Origin of the sequence: Sulfitobacter rhodophyticola, assembly GCF_041281685.2 — a bacterium.
Taxonomy (GTDB): Bacteria; Pseudomonadota; Alphaproteobacteria; order Rhodobacterales; family Rhodobacteraceae; genus Sulfitobacter.
In genome coordinates, this window is sequence record NZ_CP166254.2 from 1 (window position 1) to 15559 (window position 15559).

Here is a 15559-nt window from a genome sequence, read left to right on the forward strand (position 1 = left end):
TGATCCGTCATCACACCAGCCAAAAAGAGGACCACGCCATGACCTTGCCCGTTGATATGTCTGTCAAACCGGACGTCAAAGGCTTCTTCGACCCGGATTCCAACACCATCAGCTATGTCGTGCGCGATCCCGGCTCCACCGCCTGTGCGATTATTGATCCGGTGATGGAATTCGACCCCGCCGCCGGGCGGCTGACCTTCGGTTGCGCGGATGAGATGATCGACCATATCCGCGACAACGGTCTGACGCTGGAATGGATCATCGAAACCCATGTGCACGCCGACCACCTGTCCGGCGCGCCCTATATTCAAGACAAGCTGGGGGGCAAGATCGGCATCGGCGAACATGTCCAGACGGTGCAGGACACCTTCGGCAAGATCTTCAACGAAGGCACCGAATTCCAGCGCGACGGTTCCCAGTTCGATGCGCTGTTTGCCGATGGGGACACCTATCAGATCGGCGGCATGACAGGATTTGCCATGCACACACCGGGGCATACGCCGGCCTGCATGGTGCATGTGATCGGCGATGCGGCCTTTGCGGGGGATACGTTATTCATGCCCGACGGCGGATCAGCGCGCGCGGATTTCCCCGGTGGCGATGCGGGGCAGCTTTACGATTCCATTCAGCGGGTGCTGACCCTGCCGGACGACATGCGGCTGTTCATCTGTCACGACTACGGCCCCGGCGGCCGCGCCATCGCGTGGGAGACGACGATCGGCGAACAGCGTGCCAGCAACATCCACGTCGGCGGCGGCAAGACGCGAGAAGAGTTCATCAAGTTCCGCACCGAACGGGACAAGCAATTGGCCGTGCCCAAGCTGATCCTGCCGTCCCTGCAGGTCAACATGCGCGCGGGCGAAGTGCCCAAGGACGAAGACGGCAACATGATGCTGAAGACGCCGGTCAACAAGCTTTGACCGGCCAGGCACGCCGGATCAGCCGCGCGCCGCCTGCGGCGACAAATCGGTCAGCGGGACCAGACGGGCGGCGGCAATCTGTTCTGCCCGCTCCAGATCGGCGCGCGTGGTGATCTTGAAATTCTCTGACGCACCCGTGACGATCCGCACGTCGATGCCCATGGCGCGGGCAATCTCCACATCATCGGCGGCGTCCCCTTCATAAGCCAGATGCGCCGCCAGCAGTGGGTCAAAGCGAAACCCCTGCGGCGTCTGCGCGCGCCACAACCCGTCGCGCGGCACCGGGTTTATCGCCGCGCCATCTGCGGCCTGCCACAGCGCATCGACCACCGGCAGCGCGGCAAAGGCCGCATCGGCATGGCGCAATTCACCCAGCACATCCAGTATGATCCGTTCCGACACGAAAGGCCGCGCCGCGTCATGCACCAGCACGCAATCGGGGCTGTGTGCCGCCAGCGCCTGCAAACCGCAGGTCACCGATTTCGCCCGGGTCGCACCACCCGACACGGGCGGCAGCACGCGGTCATCCGGCGGCCCCGCAACCGCCTGCGCGTACATCTCGCTGTCGTCGGGGTGGATCACGGTCTGCACCATGGCGATGGCATCCAGCGCCAGAAACGTCTCCAGGCACCGCCGCAGGGAACAGACGCCAGCAATCGGCAGGTACTGCTTGGGCATCTCATCCCCAAACCGCCGCCCCCGGCCCGCCGCCACGATCAGGACAGCGGCGCGTGTATGTGAATTGCTCATCTGGTTGCGGTCCCCTGTCTACCACTCGGCGCAGTATAGGGGTGTTGCGCGGTCTTAGGGAAGCACCGCCGTCCCCTCAATCTCGATCAGGAATTCCGGCATCGCCAGCCCCGGCACCGAAATCCATGTGTTCGGCGCAGGGGTGGCATCGCCGTAGAACGCCATGATCTCACCCGACACCGGCCCCAGCATGTCGGGCGTGTGGTTCACCACATAGGTCCGGATCCGCACAAGATCGGCGGGCGTCGCGCCCTGACTGGCCAAGACCTCCTTGAGGTTGGCCAGACACTGCCGCGCCTGTGTGGCCAGATCACCCGCGCCCACCAACTGCCCCTTTGAGTCCCATGCCACCTGCCCCGCCAGATGCAGCATCCGACCCCCATCGGACACCGCGCCATGGGAAAAGCCAAACGCAAGACTGTCATACATCGTCTCGGGGTTCACACGTGTTGCCGTCATTGGTTTTCCTCCCTTGGGTTCAGACAAAACTCCGAACGGTTTCAATCGCCCCGGCCAGCGCCTTGCCTTCGGGGTCCTGCAAGGCCGCTTCGCGCAGCCGGTTCATCCATTCCGCCGCATCCTTGCGCCCTTCCAGCAGGTGCGCGGCATGCATCACAGTGGCAAATTTGGTCAGCCCGCGTGCATGGGTGTCGGAATACCCCTTCACCAGCCGCCGGTTCTTCAGCAGTTCCACGGCCAGCATATAGTCTCTGTCCAGCGGTTTCAGGCTATGCGCCAGCCAGGCCTCCAGATGCGCGACCTCCACTTCGTGCCGCCGCGTGCGCAGCCGATAACCCTTCAGTCCGCCCAGCACATGCAGCATCAGAAACGACCGCAGCCTATGCGTGCGCAATCGCCTGCCCTTGTTGAACAACCGATCAAGCAGCGCCATGCGTTTCGGGTTCGCCTCCCACTTTGCACCCATCTTGGCGGGCATCAGGCTGGCAATCTCCTCCGCACGGGGATGAAAGAACTCCGTCAACTCCACCAGATTGGCGTCCTGCGCGCCCATTTCATCCCTGATCCGGTCCATCCGGGGCTGCCGGGTCTTCAGGTCCGCCACCCGGATGATGTCATCATAGGCCATCGCATTGGCGATGTACTTCGCCGCCACAGCGCTCAGCAGCCACTCATGGGCGGCGGTGTCGCGCGCGATCACCGCATCAAGCCGATCCAGATAAACCCCGCCATAGGTGCAATCCTGAAAATCCACGACCTTGGTCAGCCCCGCCTGCGCCATCTGCTGCACGGGACCCGGCATCGCCGTGACGCGGGCCAGCAACGCGTCCCATTTGCGCATTTCCCCCTTGGGGCCCTGCAAGGCAGGCTGTGGCGTGCGCGTTTTCTTTTCAGGCTCTGGCGCGCCGCTTTGCGCCGCCTCAAACCCCGCTGCGAAGGCCTTCAGCGATGGCGCAACCCCCTTGCCGCCCGCGCGAATGGCATCCTCGAACGCCTCGCGCGGAAACGGTAAAGCGCCCGACCCCGCCAGCGCCCCGAACAGGCTGGCAGAGATCACCGATCCCTGCCCCACGGCAAGCGTTTCCATATCCGCGAGGATCAGCTGCTGCGCCGCAATCTCCGCCGCCGCGCGCACTTCATCAGCGTCAGCAATCCCGTCACCCGGCGTCATCTTCTCCGACACGGCAAGCGCGCGGTGCGTCGACCCGATCAGCACCGTCCGGTCCGGCGTCACGAAGCCGCGCATGATCGCGCGGCCCACTTCCATCATCTCGGCGGCGATCAGCACATCCACATCACCGCCCGATGGCGCCAGCGCAAACACCGGCGTCTGGTCCGACGCGGGCGTCATCTCTACGTAATAAATCGTCGATCCCGTCCGCTGCGCGACACCCGCAACGCTGGTCGCCTGACAGGCATAGCCTTGCGCCCGCGCCAGCCCTTCGATCCACCCGGTCAGCACGCCGCCACCCTGCCCGCCCACGGCCATCACCGCCAGCTTGATGATCTGGCCGACACGGGCATCCGGCGTCTTTTGCGGCAGCACCATGTTCATGTGGGCGTGCCTTCCAGCCGCAGGCGTTTCGCATCGCGACGCGCTTGCAGCCAGCCAATCACGCGGGACCGCATCCCGGCGCGCCAGCGTTCAAACCCGCCCGGATTGTGCACCACGTCTGCGCGGTAGAACGACGGACACAGCACTGCCGCATCCGCCACTTCACCGCAGTTACCACACCCCACGCAAGTCTGGTCGATATGCGCAATCGGATCGTCGCGCAGCGGATCATCGAGCCGTTTCAGCGACAGCGACGGACAGCCTGACAGCCGGATGCATGCGTGATCCCCCGTGCACACATCGCTATCCACCCCAAAGCGCGGCACATCCACGCGCCGCCCGTCCTTGATCGCCTTGTTCCGAATGGGCTTCTCCCGCCGCTGCTTGTTCAGCATGCATTCGGACGACGCCACAATCACCTTCGGCCCCTTGAAATCTGTTGTTAGAGCCTCTTTCACGGTGTCCCGCACGCGTGCCACATCGTATGTGTGATCAATCTGCCGGATCCATTCGACGCCGACGCCCTTCAGCGCCGCGCTGATCGGATTGTTCGTTGCCTTCGTATCGTTGTGCGCGCGGCTCGACAGAATATCCTGCCCCCCCGTCGCCGCAGAATAATAGTTGTCCACGATCACCACCACATTGTCGGACTTGTTGAACACCATATTCCCGATCGAACTCGACAACCCGTTGTGCCAGAACCCGCCGTCCCCCAGCATGGAGATCGCGCGCCGCTCCCCCCCGCCATCAAACGCGGCGTTGGCGGCTGGTCCAAGGCCATAACCCATCGTCGCCCCGCCAATCTCGAACGGCGGCAGCGACCCGAACAGATGGCAGCCAATATCCCCGGTGATCTGGTGCTTGCCCAGCTCGTCCTCCACCAGTTTCATACCCGCAAAGATCGGGCGTTCCGGACAACCTGTGCAGAACCCGGGCGGACGGATCGGCACCGTTTTCGACAGATCCGGGATCGCCGGTTCTTCCTGGTTGGGTGCGCGCACCTGCCCCGGCAGCATGTCGGGTGCCGCCTGTTTCAGAAACGCCGTCACCCCATCCAGCATCACCTGGCCGGTATATTCCCCCGCCATCGGCAACACGTCCTTGCCATAAAGCTTCAGCGTCTTGCCCCCGCGATACAGGAACGACGCAAGGTGCTGCTCCAGATGCTCCGGCTGGCCTTCCTCGACCACCAGCACATGGTCCTTGCCTTCGCAAAAGGCGTCAAATTCGTCTCTAACCAATGGATATGTGACGTTCAGACAGTAAATCGGCACCTCCGTCTGGCCGAACACATCCGCCAAACCAAGACGCTGCAAGGCGCGGATCAGACCGTTGTACATCCCCCCCTGCACCACGATGCCCAGCTTGGCCTTCTCCGGCCCGAACACCTCATTCAGCCCGTTTTCCATGATGAACTTTTCCGCCGCAGGCCAGCGGTTTTCCACCTTGTCCTGCTCGTGAATATAGCTCCACGGCGGCAGCACCACGCGCTTGAAATCCGACTGCGGATTGGCAATCGCCTCCTTCACCGTCAGCGGCGGCGGGACGTTGTCCTTGGTGGCAAAACTGCCCGTCACGTGGCACGACCGGATGCGCACCATCAGCATCACGGGCGTGTTGCTGGCCTCCGACAATTCAAACCCGTCCTTCACCGCCTTGGTGATCGACGGCAAATTTGGCCGCGGGTCCAGCATCCAGAACTGCGACTTCATCGCAAACCCGTGCGACCGTTCCTGCATGATGGAAGACCCTTCGCCGTAATCCTCCCCGACGATGATCAGCGCCCCGCCATTCACCCCAGACGAACACAGGTTCGCCAAAGCATCGGACGCCACATTCACGCCCACAGGCCCCTTGAACGTCACCGCACCCCGGATCGGATAATGCACCGACGCCGCCAGCATCGCCGCCGCCGCCGCCTCCGACGCATTCGCCTCAAACCGCACGCCAAGCTCGCCCATCAGCTCCTCGGCATCGGCCAGCACATCCATCAAATGCGAAATCGGCGCGCCCTGATAGCCGCCCACGTATCCCACGCCGTTCTCCAGCAGCGCCTTGGTGATGGCCAGAATCCCCTCGCCGGTGAACACATCGCCATCGCCCTTGCGCAGATGCTCTACCTCAGCCTTGAACGATCGTTCTGGCATGATCTCTCTCCGAAACCCTAAAAGCCGAAAGTCTTAGAAATCGTGCTTGCGAATGTTGCGCAGGATGGTCTGCAAAGTGCCGACAAAGGCGTGTTTGTCCGCATCGCTCACACCCTTGAACATCGCCTCGTAAGCCCCCGCCATATGCGGCCACATCCGGTCGTAGGCCTCCCGCCCGGCATCGGTGATGAACACCCGCGTCGCACGGCTGTCCTTGCCATCGGTCTCGCGCCGGACCAGCCCGTTCTGCGCCAGCGTGTCCAATGCGCGGCTGAGGGTCGATTGCTGCACCACCGCATAGACCGCCAGTTCCCGAATGAGGATGCCGTCAATCACCGACAGGACCGCCAGCGACCGCATCTGCGGCGTGGTCAGCCCCAGGGCGGCCATTTCCGAAGACAGCGCCGCATTGTACCGCCCGATGATCCGGTTCATCAGGTAGGGCGCGAAATTCTCCAGCCCGATTTCGCCCAGACGGGGCGGCGTTGGCTTCAACTCTGCCGCTTTGTTCATGCGCCCAGTCCTTTCGCCACGTTCAGCCCTGAACCGCCGCCCAATCCGGGGCCGGGGTGGGTCGATGCACCAATGTGATAAAGATTGCCAATCGGCGTGCTGTTGTTCGTTTGCCCCGCAAACGGCCGCCAGACAAAGAACTGGTCCAGCGCGCAATTGCCGCCATAGGGATCGCCGCCCACAAGGTTGACGTTCATCGCTTCCAGATCAGCGGGGGAATAGGCGCGGCGTTTCAGCTTGATCTTGTCCCAGTTGCGGATGTGTCCGGCCAGGATGCCTTCGATCCGGTCGGCATAAGCTTCGCGCATCGCCTCGGTCCAGTCAGGTGTCGTCTTGATCTCTCCGGCCGCGTCGCCCTTGATGGTCACCGGCGCATCGGGAATTTGCAGCCACAGCAGCGCCTTGCCGTCAGGACAGCGGGTCGGGTCCATCCTGTGCGGCTGACCGACGCAGATCGTGGGCGTCGCGGGCAGCATCCCGCGCTCGGCTTCGTTGCAGGATTTGGAGACGGAATCGATCCCGTCCGCCAGATGGATCAGCGCGACGTCGTCCAGACCGTCCGCCGCCCAGTCAACGGGTCCGTCCAGCGCATAATGCAGCTGGAAATTGCCGCGCCCGTGGCGGAATTTCTTCGGGGTCTCGGGCCGCTCCGCGTCCTGCAGCAGCGTGTCATAAAGTTGCCCCGGCGCGGTGCTGGCGATCACATTCTTCGCCAGTATCTTTTCGTCATCCGCCGTGCGCACGCCGTAGGCTTTGCCCTTGTCCACCAGAATGCGCGTCGCCTCCACCCCGGTGCGGATCTTGCCGCCGTTGGCTTCGATCAGCGACCGGAATGCCGCCGCCGCCTGCCCTGCGCCGCCTTTGACCACGGGCGCGCCCGCCGCTTCCAGCGCAAAGGCGATGACCCGCGCCATCTGACCGCTGTAACTGGCCTCCGGCGTCAGCCCCACATGCAGCACCCAAGGCGCCCAGATCGCCTGCACGTCGGCACTGTCATACCGCGTTTGAAGCCAGCCGCGTGCGGGCTCCATCGCCTCTCCGAACCACGCCTTGAGCGGCCCTAACCCGCGCTTCCATGCCTGTTTGGCCATCAAAACCGCGGTCTGGCGCGACCACAACGGCTGGCCCAGCAGCGCAAACAGGAAATCCGCATCCGCCTCGATCCGGCCCACATCGCGCTCGTGCTGGTCGCCGTCCTTTGCCCCGCGTGCGTTGAACGCGGCCACATTCGCGTCCCGGTCCATCGTCAGCACAAGCGCGCTGCCACCCGGGCGCAGAACGGCGGTGGGATGCGGGGAATGACAGAATTCCAGCCCGTGTTTCGCCAGATCCTCCCCCAGCGCCTCATGCGCAGGACCGGTCAGGAACAGCACAAAGGTCGCGGCCATGACATCGTGATGATACCCCGGCAGCGTCACCTGATCGGAGGTATACATGCACCCCCCGATCCGGTCTTCCCGTTCGATCATCAGCACGCTGTCGCCCTTGCGCGACAGCATCGCGGCGGCCACCAGCGCGTTGATGCCCGTCCCGATGATCAGATGGTCAAATCGCGCCACCGCGCTCAGCCCTTTGGCACAAGCGCCAGCGCCCGGATCGGAGACCCCGTGCCGTTCTTGATCTTCAGCGGCGCGGCAATCAGGATCGCGCCTTTCGCGGGCAGCTTGTCGAGGTTCGCAAGCGACGCCAGACCAAAGCAGTTGTCCCGGTGCAACAGGTTGTGCGCGGGGTACGGCGGTTCCATCCCGCCGGCCTGCCCGGCGTCCGTACCGATGCACTGCGTGCCCCAACCGACGATCTTCTTGCTCAGCAGGTATTCGATGCAATCAGGTGTCGGTCCGGGGGAATGGGGGCCGGTGTCATCGGCATTGAGAAACTTCGCCTCATCATCCACGCGGCTGTCCCAATCGGTGCGCATGACAACCCATTCGCCCGCGCCAATCTCACCATGCTCCTTTTCCCAGGCCTTCACGCCATCGGCGGTTAGCAGGAAGTCCTCGTCCTTGGCACTCTCCGCCGAACAATCGATGACGTTCACCGGGGCCACCAGCCGCTGCACGTTCAGGCTGTCGGTATAGCCGTCTGGATAATCCTTGCCGGTGATCCAGTGGTGCGGCGCGTCGAAATGCGTGCCGGAATGTTCGCCCAGCACCATCCAGTTCCAGGCAAAGAACGGGCCGTCGTTGTCGTATTCCGAAATCTTGTGAATCTCGACCTTCGGCGTGTTCTTGGCGAAATCGGGGGGCAGTTGCAAAATCGGCGTGTCCGGCCCCAGCACACCGGAACAATCCACCACCTCGACCCCGCCCGAGGCCAGCATCGCGCCCAGGCTGCTTACAACATTTGTTGCGTCCATGTCGTCTCTCTCCCTGAATTCCGCGTATTTCTCTTCGCGGTTGTGTTGATGAATCAATGCTAGACAAGATTACATGCGTTTGCAATTATCTTATCGGGAGACGGGTGAAGCTGCATGACCACCAAACCAGACGCCGTATTTATCGGAGCGGGGCACAATTCGCTCGCCTGCGCTTGCCATCTGGCGGCACGCGGATGGAAGGTCGCCGTCTTTGAGCAGAACGGCGAACCCGGCGGCGCGGTCAAATCGGGGGAATACACCCTGCCCGGTTATCGCCATGACTGGGCGGCGATGAACCTGTCGCTGTTCGCGGGATCTGCATTTCATACGACGCACGGGGCCGAACTTGCCCGTCACGGCCTGCAATTCGCGCCCACCGCGCATCCCTTCGCGACCCTGTTTCCCGACGGTCGCTGGCTGGGCATTTCCAACGATGCCGCATTGACGACGGCGCGCGTGCGCGGCTTCAGCGATGCGGATGCTGCCGCCTGGGCGGCGCTGACCGATGCTTTCCCGGCAGAGGCCGATGCGATCTTTGGTGTCCTCGGCAGTCCTATGAATTTACGTGCATTCTCATCCTTGGGATGGAAGACCTGGCGCGCCCGTGGGGGCGGCGGCACCCTTGATCTTGCACGGTTTTTAATGATGTCGCCCCGTGCCTGGCTGGATCAGACGTTTGAGAGCGACCATGTGAAGGCCACCCTTGCCGCCTGGGGCATGCACCTTGATTTCGCCCCCGACGTCGCAGGGGGTGCGGTGTTCCCCTATCTGGAGGCGATGGCCGGTCAGGCCTTCGGCATGGTGCTGGGCGCGGGGGGTGCGGACACGATCACCAACGCCATGGTGAAGATGATCGAAGCGCGCGGCGGCACGGTGCAGTGCAACACGCGCGTCACCGGGATCAAGCAGGCGGCGGGCCGCGCCTTTGGGATCATCTTTGAGGACGGCACGCTGGTGGATGCGGAAAAGGCGGTGATCGCCAATGTCTCCCCCTCCGCCCTGCTGAAACTTACGGACGGCACCGGCGACAAGCGGCATGAACAGGCGATGCGGACCTTCCAGCACGCCCCCGGCACGATGATGATCCACCTTGCGATGGACGCCCTGCCCGACTGGCCCGCGCCCGAATTGAAACGCTTTGCCTATGTGCACCTGGCCCCGTCGATGGACCAGATGGCGCACACCTACGCACAGGCCAAGGCCGGCCTGCTGCCCGATGAACCGGTGATTGTCTGCGGGCAACCGACCGTCGTGGACCCCACGCGCGCGCCCGCCGGAAAACACGTGCTGTGGCTGCAGGTCCGCATGGCCCCCGGCCGGATCAAGGGCGACGCCAAGGGCGAGACCACCGCGACCGATTGGGCCGATGCGGCGGAGCCATTCGCAAACCGCGCGCTTGATATCCTCGAAAACTACGCCCCCGGCACCCGCGCAAAAATCCTCGGCCGGCACATCGTCACGCCTGACATGCTGGAGGCCGACAACCCCAACCTGATCGGGGGCGATCAGGTCTGCGGCAGCCACCATTTGCATCAGCATTTCATGAACCGTCCCGCACGTGGCTATGCGGACGGGACCACACCGATCAAGAACCTGTATCACACCGGCGCCGCCGTCTGGCCCGGTGGCGGCACAGGGGCGGGGCCCGGCACCCTGCTTGCCAGAAAACTCGCCGGAAACTGAAAAAACAGACACGAATAGGGAGAAAACCAATGAAACTATCCAGAAGAAGCCTGCTCAAGACCTCTGCCGCCGCCGCCGCATTTGCGACCGTGGGCCTGCCCTCTTTTGCCAACATTGACGAACTGGTCATCGCCTACAACGTCAACCTGCCCAGCTGGGACCCCACCGTCGGCCTGTCCGCTGTGAACCCCACGATTCAGGGGTTCTACCAATCGGTCTTCGACCTCTATATCCCGCAGAACCCGGACCTGACGTTCGGTTCGGGCATCATCACCGATTACGGCTGGAACGATGACAACACGGCGATCTGGATGGATGTGCGCGAAGGCGTCACATGGCACAACGGCGATCCGCTGACCGCCGAAGACGTCGCATGGTCGCTGGCCCGCGTCGCCAACCCCGACACCGGCAGCCCCATTCAATTCATCTGGGGCAAGGTCACCAACATCAAGGCGGACGGCAACCGCGTGACTGCCGATATGCCCGAATTCGAACCGACGTTCTTCAAGTGGATGTCGTTCCTGACCGGCTATGTCATGCCCAAGAAATACTATGAAGAAGTGGGCGCCGAAGGGTTTGAGGCCGCGCCCATCGGGTCGGGCCCCTACATGGTCGAGAAGTTCGAGCGCAATGCGTTTGTCCGTCTGAAAGCGAACGAAAACTACTGGGGCGGCGCGCCGGAATTCAAGACGGTGACGATCAAGTTCGTGACCGATGCGGCCAGTCGCGTGGCCGAAGTGGAATCGGGCAATTCCCATGTTACGCTTGAGATCCCGTACGAGGAATTCGATCGGCTGAAGGCCAAGGACGGGCTGGAAGGGACCGCCTCTCCCATATCCGATATCGGGATGATCTTCCTCAACGACATCGAAGTCATGACCGATCCCAACGTGCGCAAAGCTGCTGCTCATGCCATCGACAAGCAGTTGATCGTCGACCGCCTGCTTTCGGGGTACGGCGTGCCCATCGACACGCTGCAAACGCCCGACTACGTGGCCTATGACGACAGCATCAAGGTGGAGTACAACCCCGAGAAGGCCAAGGAACTGCTGGCGGCGTCGGGCTATGGCCCTGATAACCCTGTGAAATTCAAGATCCAGTCGACCAAGGGCTTCAAGCCCAAGGATTACGAGATGGTGCAGGCCATCGTCGGGCTTTGGCGGCGCGTGGGCATCGAAGCGGAGATCGAGGTTTACGAGATTGCCAAGCACTTTGAGTTGCGCGCCGCCGATCAACTGGCCCCCGCGGCCTTCTACAACTGGGGCAATTCGGTCGGGGATCCGACGACATCGACCGGGTTTGCGATGTTCGGCCCCTCCCCCCATTCGGTCTGGGACGGGGAGGAACGGTTCAATTCCATCCTGCCGCTTTGGGGTGAAGCGGACGAGGAAAAGCGCATCGCGGGCTGGAAGGAAGTCGACCGCCAGATCGCGGAAAACGCCGAGGTGATCCCGCTGCTGCAATACGTGCAGCCCATCGTGCATGCCTCGGGCGTGAAGGTCACGCCGCACCGCTCCGGCGCGCTGCTGCCGCACCTGATGACGCGGGCGTAAAACCGACGGGGCGGGGCCGCGCGACGGCCCGGCCCGCCTTTATTAACGGCCTTCTCCCATGACACTTCTGCGCAATATCCTGATCCGGCTGCTGACCACGGTGATCACGCTTTTCGGCGTGGCGGTGATTGTCTTCGTGGTGATACGCGTCGTGCCGGGCAATCCGATTGCGATGATGCTGCCCCCCGGCGCGACGGAGGCGGACATCGCGCGGCTTCAGGCGCTTTACGGGTTCGACAAGTCGATATTCCAGCAGTTCGTGATCTGGCTCGGCAACGTCATGCAGGGGGATTTCGGCACGTCGATTTCCCTGCGACAACCGGTGGCCGATCTGGTGCTGGGCCGCCTGCCCGCCACGCTGGAGCTGTCGATATTCGCGCTGGTGATTGCCATGCTGATTGGTGGCGCGCTGGCGCTGGCGGGCACCCGGTTCCGCGATACCAAGGCCGAAGGCGCGGTGGACGTGACCGCCGGCATGGCGCTGTCGATCCCGGATTTCCTTTGGGGGCTGGTATTAATCTTACTTTTTGGGGTGCTCTGGCCGGTGTTTCATATCTCCGGCCGTATATCCCCTTCGTTGAACATTGATTTCACCACGAATTTCTACATGTTCGAATCCCTTCTGCGCCTGCGGTTCGACGTCTGGGCCGATCTGGTCGCGCATATGTTCATGCCCGCGCTGGCGCTGGCGATCCCGCTGGCTGCAATCATCGCGCAGCTTTTGAAACAGTCCCTGAAAGAGACGATGCATCTGGATTACGTCACCCTCGCCCGCACCAAAGGCTACGACGAAAACCACGTGATCACCCGCGAGGCGCTGCCGAATGCGATCCTGCCGACGCTGACTTTGGTCGGGGTGCAGTTCACCTTCCTCATTGGCGGCACGGTCATCATCGAACGGCTTTTTTCCTACGAGGGGCTGGGCAACATGGCCATCGACGCGGTGATCAACCGCGATCTGCCGCTGATACAGGGGATCGTGATCCTGTTCGCGCTGCTTTTTACCATCGTGAACCTTGTTGTCGACATGCTCTATGTCGTGCTGAACCCCAAGCTGCGTCATGCGTGACGCGCGCGGGCAGGTCAGACGCCCCATCGGACTGCGCCTGTGGCTGTCGGGGGGCTGGATCACGGTTCTGGTGCTTGCCGCCCTTTGCGCGCCGCTGATCGCGCCCAAGGACCCGTTGATGCAGGACTTGTTCCTGGGCCGCATGCCCCCCTTCTGGATGAACGGGGCAGAGCCGGGATACCTTTTAGGGACTGATTCACTGGGCCGCGACGTGCTGTCGCGCATCCTTTATGGCGCGCGTCTGGCGTTGATCGTGGCGCTGGTGGCGGGCACGCTGACCTGCATCATCGGCGCGACGCTGGGCCTGATCGCGGGATATTATCGCGGCTGGCCGGACCGGATCATCAGCCGCTTTGTCGACATCTGGATGGCCTTTCCCCCGGTCCTGTTCGCCATCCTGCTGATCGCGGTGCTGGGTCCGGGGCTCTGGTCGATCGTCATCGCCATCGTCATCATCGACTGGACCCGCTTTGCCCGCGTGATCCGGGCAGAAGCGATGAGCCAAGGCGCGATGGACTACGTGGCCAGCGCACAGGTCGCGGGGCGCACGCGGTTCGGCACCATGCTGACCGAAATCCTGCCCAACGTCCTGCCCACCATCGTAGCGCTTTTGACGCTGGAAATGGGCATCGCGGTGATCGTCGAGGCGATCCTGAGCTTTGTGAACCTGTCGATCAGCACCGACAGTCCGACATGGGGCGGCATGATCGCCGAAGGGCGCACCAGCGTCCATCAGGCATGGTGGGTGCTGGTCTTTCCGCTGATCACGCTGTTCCTGACGGTGCTGAGTTTTTCGCAATTGGGCGAGGGTCTGAAAGACCGCTTCGATCCGGTGCTGCGATGAACGGGTATCTGTCCATCCGCAACCTGACGGTGCGCGTGAAAGGCGGGGCGGTGATCCTGCGCGACGTGTCGCTGGATGTGCGCGCCGGGCAGGTGCATGGGCTGGTGGGCGAATCGGGGGCCGGCAAGTCGATGATCGGCAAGGCGGTGTTGGGCACCCTGCCCCGCGCGCTGGAGGTGGTGTCAGGTCAGATCAATCTGGATGGCACGGACCTGCAAAACCTGCCTCCGACGGATCGGCGCAAACGCATCGGCGCGCTGGCCGCGCTGATCCCCCAAGACCCGCTGACCGCTTTGAACCCCTCCAAGCGCATCGGGCCGCAGATCACCCGGCGGCTGGTCGATATCCTTGGCTGGACCAGGGCGGCGGCGGAAACGCGCGCGCTGGAACTGCTGGAGGAGGTGCACATCCCGGACGGGCCCCGCATCATGCGCAGCTATCCGCATGAGCTGTCAGGTGGAATGCGGCAACGGATCCTGATCGCCAGCGCCTTTGCCGCGGAACCGAAGCTGATCATCGCGGATGAGCCGACGACCGCGCTGGATGTGACAGTACAGAAACAGATCCTGCGCCTGATCAACGACATGCAGGCGCGGCACGACACCGCGCTGTTGTTCGTCACGCATGACCTGGGCGTGGTGTCCAAGGTCTGCGATACGCTCAGCGTTCTTTATGCCGGCAAGGTGGTGGAAAACGCCAACATGCACCGGTTCTTCATGCGGCCCATACACCCCTATTCCGCCGCCCTGCTGGCCGCCACGCCCACCTATACAGACCCCACCGGCAGCCTGACCCCGGTGCCGCAGGACGTGATCGATGGTGTGGAACGCGAGGTCGCGGAACATGATGTGAGGGCCGCGCCATGATGTATGAAATCCGCGACCTGCACCTGTCCCTGCCCGACATGACGCGCAAACCGCTGATCGGCGCCGCGCCGCGAATCGAGATCCTGAAGGGGCTGAGCTTCGACGTGCCACAAGGCGCCGTGCTGGGCATTGTTGGTGGTTCCGGTTCCGGCAAATCAACGCTGGGGCGTGCGATGTTGCGGCTGCTGGAGCCGACAGGCGGCAGCATCCATTTCGACGGCACGGACATCACGCATTTGGCCGAAGACCAATTGCGCGGGATGCGGCGGCGGTTCCAGATGATCTTTCAGGACCCGATGTCATCGCTCAACCCCCGGCGACGCGTGGGCGGGATCATTGCGGGGCCGCTTCGTTTGCAAGGGCTGGGCGGGCTGGATGTGCGCGTGGCGGAGGCGCTGGAGATGGTCGGCCTGCCACGGGAGTTTGCCCAGCGGTATCCACATGAACTCTCCGGCGGACAGCGGCAGCGGGTGGGCATTGCCCGCGCCATCGCCCTGCGGCCTGATTTCATTCTCGCAGATGAAATCGTGTCGGGGCTTGACGTGTCCAGCCAGGCGCAGGTGCTGAACCTGCTGGAAGATCTTGTGCGCGACCTTGGCCTGACACTCGCCTTCATCAGCCACGATCTGTCGGTGATCCGGCGTTTGTGCAACAGGGTGCTGGTGCTGCATCAAGGCAAGATCGTTGAAGAGAGCCAGACAGCCACGTTGTTCGATGCGCCCCAGGCGGCCTATACACGCGAATTGCTTTCCGCGATCCCCCTGCCCGACCCGCATCAGCCCTGGACCTGAGTTGCCCATGGGCAATTCCGGATTTCATGTTTGTTTTCAACGTAGTGAACAAC

14 protein-coding genes are annotated in these 15559 nt (G+C 63.0%); 7 read left to right on the forward strand and 7 right to left on the reverse strand.

Translation table 11 applies throughout. The features are described from left to right. Positions 1-38: 38 nt before the first annotated feature. Entirely contained in the window at positions 39-920 is an 882-nt protein-coding gene (locus AB4X18_RS21310) for an MBL fold metallo-hydrolase (RefSeq protein WP_370402753.1), read from the forward strand. Between the two features lie 18 nt (positions 921-938). Here the strand turns inward: AB4X18_RS21310 and ispD are convergent, their stop codons facing one another. From ispD to AB4X18_RS21345, 7 genes are read right to left on the reverse strand one after another with little or no spacing between them, the layout of a single operon-like run. Beyond that, positions 939-1670: a 2-C-methyl-D-erythritol 4-phosphate cytidylyltransferase gene (gene ispD, locus AB4X18_RS21315; protein WP_370402752.1), complete on the reverse strand. Its 732-nt coding sequence runs from the start codon at positions 1668-1670 to the stop codon at positions 939-941. 54 nt (positions 1671-1724) lie between these two features. Further along, complete coding sequence (locus tag AB4X18_RS21320) at positions 1725-2129, reverse strand: RidA family protein (protein WP_370402751.1); 405 nt, start codon at positions 2127-2129, stop codon at positions 1725-1727. A 19-nt stretch (positions 2130-2148) separates the two neighbouring features. Next, entirely contained in the window at positions 2149-3684 is a 1536-nt protein-coding gene (locus AB4X18_RS21325; RefSeq protein ID WP_370402750.1) for an indolepyruvate oxidoreductase subunit beta family protein, read from the reverse strand. After that, positions 3681-5831 (reverse strand): thiamine pyrophosphate-dependent enzyme, encoded by a 2151-nt coding sequence (locus tag AB4X18_RS21330; RefSeq protein ID WP_432817460.1) that lies wholly within the window; start codon positions 5829-5831, stop codon positions 3681-3683. Before AB4X18_RS21330 ends, AB4X18_RS21325 begins: the two co-directional genes overlap by 4 nt. Positions 5832-5864: 33 nt before the next feature. Further along, positions 5865-6344 carry a MarR family winged helix-turn-helix transcriptional regulator gene (locus AB4X18_RS21335; RefSeq protein WP_370402749.1) on the reverse strand — a complete coding sequence of 160 codons (480 nt, stop codon included), beginning with the start codon at positions 6342-6344 and terminating at the stop codon, positions 5865-5867. Continuing rightward, positions 6341-7903 (reverse strand): phytoene desaturase family protein, encoded by a 1563-nt coding sequence (locus AB4X18_RS21340; RefSeq protein ID WP_432817461.1) that lies wholly within the window; start codon positions 7901-7903, stop codon positions 6341-6343. The genes AB4X18_RS21335 and AB4X18_RS21340 overlap by 4 nt, the downstream gene beginning before the upstream one ends. 5 nt (positions 7904-7908) lie before the next feature. Then, complete coding sequence (locus tag AB4X18_RS21345) at positions 7909-8700, reverse strand: cyclase family protein (protein ID WP_370402748.1); 792 nt, start codon at positions 8698-8700, stop codon at positions 7909-7911. A gap of 114 nt (positions 8701-8814) precedes the next feature. Between AB4X18_RS21345 and AB4X18_RS21350 the strand changes: the two genes are divergently transcribed. The 6 genes from AB4X18_RS21350 to AB4X18_RS21375 are packed head-to-tail and all read left to right on the forward strand — an operon-like array spanning position 8815 to position 15506. Next, positions 8815-10383: a phytoene desaturase family protein gene (locus AB4X18_RS21350; RefSeq protein ID WP_432817462.1), complete on the forward strand. Its 1569-nt coding sequence runs from the start codon at positions 8815-8817 to the stop codon at positions 10381-10383. Between the two features lie 29 nt (positions 10384-10412). After that, entirely contained in the window at positions 10413-11936 is a 1524-nt protein-coding gene (locus tag AB4X18_RS21355; protein WP_432817463.1) for an ABC transporter substrate-binding protein, read from the forward strand. A gap of 58 nt (positions 11937-11994) precedes the next feature. Next, positions 11995-13005, forward strand: coding sequence for an ABC transporter permease (locus AB4X18_RS21360; protein ID WP_370402773.1), 1011 nt, complete (start codon positions 11995-11997; stop codon positions 13003-13005). Next, a complete protein-coding gene (locus tag AB4X18_RS21365) occupies positions 12998-13849 on the forward strand; it encodes an ABC transporter permease (RefSeq protein ID WP_432817464.1) in 852 nt (283 codons plus the stop codon). The genes AB4X18_RS21360 and AB4X18_RS21365 overlap by 8 nt, the downstream gene beginning before the upstream one ends. Then, the gene (locus AB4X18_RS21370; protein ID WP_432817465.1) at positions 13846-14715 is read left to right on the forward strand and encodes an ABC transporter ATP-binding protein; all 870 of its coding nucleotides are present in this window, start codon (positions 13846-13848) and stop codon (positions 14713-14715) included. The genes AB4X18_RS21365 and AB4X18_RS21370 overlap by 4 nt, the downstream gene beginning before the upstream one ends. Further along, entirely contained in the window at positions 14715-15506 is a 792-nt protein-coding gene (locus AB4X18_RS21375; protein ID WP_370402775.1) for an ATP-binding cassette domain-containing protein, read from the forward strand. The genes AB4X18_RS21370 and AB4X18_RS21375 overlap by 1 nt, the downstream gene beginning before the upstream one ends. Positions 15507-15559: the final 53 nt, after the last annotated feature.